Genomic DNA, 6,883 nt, shown 5'->3' with positions numbered 1-6,883 from the left:
CCGGCTGTCTTCCGCGGCGCAAGAGTCGAGCCGTAGCCGTCGAAAAGGTCACCCATGCCCTGAGCCTAGTCCGGGCCGTGTTGCCGCGATGTTTCAGTCCCGGCGCGGCCCGCACAGGTCGGCGATGCCTCATAGCGAATGCACTGCTCAGCCCCGCCCGCCGCGGAGTGGGCGCACGTAGGCTCTGACCATGACGCAGAGCGAGCGGCAACCGGGCCGTGTTTCGGCGGGTTGGGCCGGCATCGCCGCCGTCGCATTCGGGGCAGGTCTCGGCGAGTTGGCAGCGGCGATCACCTCCCCCACGGCCAGCCCGACGGCGAGCATCGGCTCCCTCATGATCGACCTCGCCCCACCGTGGGCCAAGGATCTGGCGATCGCTCTCTTCGGCACCCTCGACAAGATCGCGCTGCTCACCGGCATCGCTGTGGTCCTCGCGCTCGTCGCCGCCGCGGCGGGTCTGATCGACACGCGACGACCGCCCTGGGGCCGCGTCATCGTTCTGGCTCTCGGCGCGTTCGGTGTCCTGGCCGCCATGACCCGGGCGAACGCGACGGGGATCTCGTGGCTGCCCTCGGTGATCTCGGCCGCGGCGGCCGCGATCGCGCTCGGCATGATCGTCCGGCGGCTCCCGTGGCGGACCCCGGCGAGTACGGCGGGCACGGATGCGCCGAGCACTCCTGTGCGGGACGGTGCCGATCCGGACCGACGCCGGTTCCTTGTCTGGAGCGTCGGGGCCGCGGTGATCGGAGGCTTTGCTGCCGTCGGTTCCACCGTGGTGCGCTCGGGCAGCCGTGCCTCGACGGCCGTTCGTGACGCCATCCGTCTTCCGACTCCGGCGACCACGGCGGCACCGGTGCCGACGAGCGCCGAGCTGAACATCGAGGGCCTCACCCCCGTCATCACGCCGAACGACCAGTTCTACCGCATCGACACCGCGCTGATCGTGCCACAGGTCGACCCTGCCGAGTGGTCGCTGCGCATCCACGGGATGGTCGAAGAAGAGGTGACGATCGGCTGGGACGAGCTGCTCGCGCTTCCCCTGGAAGAGAGCGTCACGACGCTGACCTGTGTCTCGAACGAGGTGGGCGGAGACCTGATCGGAAACGCCCTGTGGCTTGGCTATCCGATCCGCCTCCTGCTTGAGCGCGCACGCCCACAGGCCGGTGCCGACATGGTGCTCTCGCGCTCCGTCGACGGTTTCACGGCGAGCAGCCCGATCGAGGCACTGACCGACGACCGCAACGCGATTCTCGCGGTCGGGATGAACGGCAACCCCCTGCCCGCCGAGCACGGTTTCCCCGTGCGGATGGTCGTCCCGGGCCTCTACGGCTACGTCTCGGCGACGAAGTGGGTCGTTGAGATGGAGGTCACAACCTTCGCCGACGCGACCGCGTACTGGACCGACCGCGGGTGGTCCGAACTCGGCCCCATCAAGCTGCAGTCGCGCATCGATGTCCCCCGCAGTGGCTCGGTACTCGCGGCCGGTGACACGGTTATCGCCGGGGTCGCGTGGCAGCAGCACGTCGGTATCGCGGGTGTCGAGGTCCAGATCGATGGCGGCGACTGGCAGGACGCGACGCTTGCCACCGCGATCTCGGACGACACGTGGGTGCAGTGGAGTCTGCCGTGGGCAGCGACATCCGGAGAACACACGATCCGCTGCCGCGCGACGAACGTCGACGGCGAAACGCAGACGAGCGACGTGCAGGGCGTCGTGCCCGATGGCGCGACGGGCTGGGACGAGCTGAGCATCAACGTGAGCTGAGTCTCGAAGCGACGGGGCTCAGCCCGCGAGAACGACCCGCAGCTGCTCGACCGCCCAGTCGAGCTCGGTCGCCCGGACAACGAGCGGCGGGGCGATCCGGATGGTCTGTCCGTGCGTGTCCTTCACGAGCACCCCGCGCGCAAGCAAGCGTTCGGCGACCTCGCGGCCCGTGCCGAACGCCGGATCGATGTCGACACCGGCCCACAGTCCCGCCCGGCGCACGGAGGTCACGCCGGAGCCGACCAGCTCGGCGAGCTTCACCCCGAGGTGTTCACCCAGCGCGAGGGCACGCTCCTGAAACTCACCCGACGCGAGCATCTCGACGACCCGCAGACCGACCGCGGCGGCCAGCGGGTTACCGCCGAACGTCGACCCGTGCTCGCCGGGCCGGATGACTCCCAGCACGTCGGCGTTCGCGACGACAGCAGAAAGCGGCAGGATGCCGCCACCGAGCGCCTTGCCGAGCAGGTACACGTCGGGTACAACGCCCTCACGATCGCACGCGAACGTCGTGCCGACACGGCCGAGGCCGGACTGGATCTCGTCCGCGATCATGAGCACCCCGTGGCGCTCCGTGATCTCACGCACGGCGCGCAGGTAGCCCTCCGGCGGCACGATCACGCCCGCCTCACCCTGGATCGGCTCGATCAGCACGGCCGCGGTGCTCTCGTCGATCGCGGCCTCGATCGCGGCCGCGTCGCCGAACGGAACGTGCACGAAGCCGGGCGCGAACGGCCCGAAGTCATCGCGCGCCTGCGGGTCGTCGCTGAAGCCGACGATCGTGGTGGTGCGGCCGTGGAAGTTGCCGTCCGCGACGATGATGGTTGCCGCATCCGGGGTGATGCCCTTGACCCGATACCCCCAGGCCCGCGCGACCTTGATGCCGGTCTCGACGGCCTCGGCACCCGTGTTCATCGGCAGCACCATGTCTTTGCCCGCGAGCTCGGCGAGCGCCGCGGCAAAGGGACCGAGCCGGTCGTTGTGGTACGCCCGACTGGTCAGCGTCAGGCGATCGAGCTGCTCGTGCGCGGCCTCGAGGATCGCCGGATGTCCGTGGCCGAAGTTGAGCGCCGAGTAGGCCGAAAGCAGGTCGAGGTAGCGTTTGCCCTCGACATCCGTCACCCACGCCCCCTCGCCCCGCGCGATGACGACCGGCAGCGGGTGGTAGTTGTGGGCGAGGCGTTCGTCTTCGAGCGCGACGACGCGGATGCTGGCGGTGTCGAGATTCGTCATGATGCGCGGCCCCTCTGCTTGTCTGCAGCGCGAAGTTCCAGCGTGCAGCACTTGATCCCGCCGCCGCCGAGCAGCAGTTCGGACAGGTCGATCAGGATCGGGTTGTAACCCCGCTCGCGCAGTTGGGCCTCGAAGCCCGTCGCGCGGGGCGAGATCAGCACGTTCAGTCCGTCACTCGCCGAGTTCAGGCCGAAGACATCACCGTCCGCCTCCGAGACGCGGATGGCGTCAGGGTACCGCTCGGCGAGAATCGCCTGGCTCGCGGAGTCGAACGCCTGGGGCAGGTAGGCGATGGTGGCGTGGTCGGGTCCTCCACGCTCGGCACCCTGCACGGGGTCGAGCACGGCGATCGCGGTGTCGAGGTGATAGAACCGGGGGTCGGTGAGCGTCAGGCTCACAACCTCGCGCCCGAAGACGTCGCCCACCTCGCGGTGACTGTCGCCCGTCGAGCGAAAACCCGTTCCGGCGAGGATCGTCTCACCGACGAGCAGGAAGTCGCCCTCGCCCTCGTTGACCTCGACGGCCTCGGCGAGCTCGAACCCGTTCGCGGCGAACCAGGCGTTGAAATGCGCGGCTTCGGGTGCCCGCTCGACGAAGTGGAACTTCGGCCCGTACACGACGCCGTCGATCAGGAATCCGCCGTTGGCCGTGTAGACCATGTCGGGCAGCCCCGGCACGGGATCGATCAGCTCGACCTCGTGGCCGAGCGCGATGTACGTGTCGTAGAGGGTCTGCCACTGCCGCAGCGCCGTCTCGGTGTTGGTCGGGCGGCTGGGCTCCATCCACGGATTGATGCTGTAACTGACCGTGAAGTGGTCGGGCCGACACATCAGGTATCGGCGGTGCTGCGCGGTGCGGACGATGCGCGGGGCCTGCGTGTGGGCGGCTTCCGCTGCGGGGGAAAGGGGGTGCGTCGACATCTCTGCTCCTTGTAGAGGTGCGGCGGACGCTGTCCTGAGGTTCGGCGGCCCTTCGACTCGGGTTCCCGGGGAACGGCGAGGAAAGGTCGGCACGAACACGCCACGGGCATTCTCTCACCCCGGGCGTTCCGCGCGCGATCACCACCCCCAGCGTCCATGTCCCACTTCCGCTCGGTATGGCGGGCGGAATCACCGCAAAGTGGGACATCCCTGAAGCTGATGTCCCACTTTCTCCCGCTATAGCGGGCCGAAAGCGAGGAAAAGTGGGACATGACTCCCGTCGCGCGACCGCTCACCCGGCCATGACGACGACCTTGCCGACCGTGTGCCCCGCGTCGACGTGCGCGAGCGTCGGCCAGGGCATACGTCCGCTCGATCACCGGACGCAACCGACCCTCGACGACCAGCGCGAGAAGCTGACGGGTGATGTCAGGCTTGGCGGTCGCCGCGAGAGGCTTGAGTCGCGGGCCTGGCGTGAGCGAGAGCAGCCCGGCGCGGAGCATCCGTCCGAGGGGTCCGAGAACCCGGCCACCCTCGCCCGACACCAGGATGACGCTGCCCCCGGGAGTGACAAGGCGGCGAAGGGCACGCAGCGGGGCGCGGCCCACGATGTCGATGACGGCGTCGAAGGATGCCGCGGGCAACTCGGCCGGTGAAGCCCCGGCGTCGACCCGCACGTAGTCGAACGTGCGCGCGGCCCCGAGATCGGCGACGAGTCGCTCGTTACGGGCCCCGCAGATCGCCCACACCTCGGCGCCCCGGAGTGCGGCAAGCTGAACCGTATAGGTGCCGACTCCCCCGCTCGCCCCGACCACCAGCACGCGGCGGCCAGCCCCCACCCGACCGCCCGCGAGGTCGAGGGCCTGCCAGGCCGTCCCTGCAGAGACGGGCAGCGCGGCAGCCGCGACCGCATCGATCGCCGCCGGTCGAGCCACGACGCGACCGGCCGGCGCGATCGCGTACTCGGCAAGCCCGCCGCCCGGCAGCTCGCCGACGACCTCATCGCCGACAGCGGGAGCGTCCACCCCCGGCCCGATCGCAGCGACCGTGCCCGCGACATCCATCCCGCGCGTCGCGATCTTCGGTCCGCGCAGCCCGAAGAAGGCCCGGACCAGCAGCGGCTCGCCGCGCATGATGTGGACGTCGCCCGCGTGTAGGGCCGTGGCCCGAACGCGCACGAGAACCTCGCCCGCGCCCGGCTCGGGCACCGGGACGCGCGCCGACTGCACGGTCTCGGGGCCGCCGTAGGCCGGCTGACGCCAAGCCGTCATCGTTTCAGGGACCGATGGATCCGTCATGATCTTTCCTTCGCAGAGGGGTCGGCGGGGTACTGGAAGATGTCGTCGAGTCCGACCGCGAAGACGCGCGCGATCTGGAATGCGAGTTCGAGGCTCGGTGAGTACTTGCCCTGTTCGATCGCGATGAGGGTCTGTCGCGTCACCCCGATCTGTGCGGCGAGTTCGGCCTGGGTGAGACCTGCCCCCTCGCGGATGATCCGGATCGAGTTCGTCACCCGCGTGGGTTTCACCATCAGACGAGCCCCCGCCGATAGGCGATGATGCTCGCGATTCCCCCGACGAAAGCCGAGAGGGCGAATCCTGCGAACATCGTGTTCGCGATCCAGAACCAATCCACCCGGAGCGCGCTCTGCACGATCACGCCGAGTCCTGCGACCACCATGAACGCCTGTCCGACGCGGCCGCCCATGTGGGCGATGTCTCGATCGCGTTGATCGGATTTTCCGACGCCGTCGCGATCGCGCATGCCGGCGAGGACCCCCCACAGGATGCTGATCACGATGGAGGCGACGATGCTCCCGAGGATCGTCCACAGCATGATCGGCCACCACACGACGTCGGTCAGCGGACCGTCGCCGGCCTGCTGCAGCACCAGCAATACGTAGACCCCCACGCCGATCACGCTGACGATGAGCCCGACCCAAGTGTTGCGTTCTTCGTAGACCACGATCCGCTCCGATGTTTAGAATTGTTGACATCGTCACGGTACTGTGACCGCGCATCGCATGTCAAGTTTTCTTGACATGCGCCGAGAGCGAGACGGAAACCGACCCGAAATCCTGCCAGGCTATGAAGATGCCGCGCCGTACCGCCGACGAAACTCGGGCCCTCATCCTCGAGGCAGCCATCCAGTTGCTGCTCGAACGAGGGGTCACCGCGGGCGTGCAGCACGTCCGACTGCAAGAGGTGCTGCGCTCCGTCGGCCTCACCACAGGCGCGGCGTACCGGATCTGGACCGATCAAGACGACTTTCACCGCGATCTCGCCGTCGCTATGGTCGGCGTGCGGTTCGCCCCGCCGGTCACGAGCGCGACGATCGCCATCAAGGACATCGTGGCCGCAAACGGGCCACTTGAAGAGGTCGTGCGCGCGGCGGCGCTCGACCAGGTCACCTATTCGTCCAAGTTCCACCTCGAGCCCGAATCCCGCGACTCCCACGCATTCATCACGGCCCTCGCCCTCCGAACCGCGGCGGGCGCCTGGCCCGAGCTCCGTGCGGCGAGCGCCGTTCGCCATCGCGAATCGATCGACGCGTTCGCCGAGTTCTACGGCGCGCTGCTTCGCCACTACGGACGACGGATGCGTGAGCCCCTGACGATCGTCGACTTCACGGAGGCGATGGCGGCGCTCGGCGAGGGCTTCGCCATTCGCGCCGCGGAGGGCTTGAACCATCCGACATACGACATCCCCGAGGGGGCGGACGTACCGAGCGGCGAGTGGACACTGTTCGGCATCAGCATCCTCGGCATGATCGAGGGCTTCACCGTTCCGCTCGAGGATCCCGCCGACGGATCCGCTCGAGCCTGAGAGCGTCCCCCGGCCGCCCGACTCAGATTGCGGGCGGCCGGGGTCGCTGATCACTCAGCGAGAGAGACCCGCCGTCGAGCCCGAATCCGGACGGCGTTACTCATCCCCCCACAGCAATAGTTGTGGGTGATCGGAGCAAG

7 protein-coding genes are annotated in these 6,883 nt (G+C 68.7%); 2 read left to right on the top strand and 5 right to left on the bottom strand.

The genetic code is table 11. The features are described 5' to 3' along the window. Positions 1–190 precede the first annotated feature (190 nt). The gene (locus MIC448_RS13475) at positions 191–1,765 is read left to right on the top strand and encodes a molybdopterin-dependent oxidoreductase (RefSeq protein WP_051513914.1); all 1,575 of its coding nucleotides are present in this window, start codon (positions 191–193) and stop codon (positions 1,763–1,765) included. Positions 1,766–1,783: 18 nt separating this feature from the next. Here MIC448_RS13475 and rocD read toward each other — a convergent pair whose 3' ends face one another. From rocD to MIC448_RS13450, 5 genes are read right to left on the bottom strand one after another with little or no spacing between them, the layout of a single operon-like run. Next, positions 1,784–2,998 (bottom strand): ornithine--oxo-acid transaminase, encoded by a 1,215-nt coding sequence (gene rocD / locus MIC448_RS13470; protein WP_036300679.1) that lies wholly within the window; start codon positions 2,996–2,998, stop codon positions 1,784–1,786. Beyond that, on the bottom strand, positions 2,995–3,828 hold the full coding sequence (gene ddaH / locus MIC448_RS13465; protein WP_373457234.1) for a dimethylargininase: 834 nt from the start codon (positions 3,826–3,828) through the stop codon (positions 2,995–2,997). Before ddaH ends, rocD begins: the two co-directional genes overlap by 4 nt. After that, on the bottom strand, positions 3,828–5,216 hold the full coding sequence (locus MIC448_RS13460; protein WP_232711722.1) for an NAD(P)-dependent alcohol dehydrogenase: 1,389 nt from the start codon (positions 5,214–5,216) through the stop codon (positions 3,828–3,830). The genes ddaH and MIC448_RS13460 overlap by 1 nt, the downstream gene beginning before the upstream one ends. Further along, positions 5,213–5,449: a helix-turn-helix transcriptional regulator gene (locus MIC448_RS13455; protein WP_036300676.1), complete on the bottom strand. Its 237-nt coding sequence runs from the start codon at positions 5,447–5,449 to the stop codon at positions 5,213–5,215. Before MIC448_RS13455 ends, MIC448_RS13460 begins: the two co-directional genes overlap by 4 nt. After that, positions 5,449–5,883, bottom strand: a complete 435-nt coding sequence (locus tag MIC448_RS13450) for a hypothetical protein (protein WP_036300673.1) — start codon at positions 5,881–5,883, stop codon at positions 5,449–5,451. The genes MIC448_RS13455 and MIC448_RS13450 overlap by 1 nt, the downstream gene beginning before the upstream one ends. A gap of 128 nt (positions 5,884–6,011) precedes the next feature. Here MIC448_RS13450 and MIC448_RS13445 point away from each other — a divergent pair, with 128 nt between their 5' ends. Beyond that, positions 6,012–6,743 (top strand): hypothetical protein, encoded by a 732-nt coding sequence (locus MIC448_RS13445; protein WP_036300696.1) that lies wholly within the window; start codon positions 6,012–6,014, stop codon positions 6,741–6,743. The last annotated feature ends 140 nt before the right edge of the window (positions 6,744–6,883 follow it).

The organism is Microbacterium sp. C448, from assembly GCF_000582705.2.
GTDB classification, from domain to species: domain Bacteria; phylum Actinomycetota; class Actinomycetes; order Actinomycetales; family Microbacteriaceae; genus Microbacterium; species Microbacterium lacus_A.
Note: the sequence above shows the minus strand (reverse complement) of the source record. Positions and strands in the feature narration are given on the sequence as shown.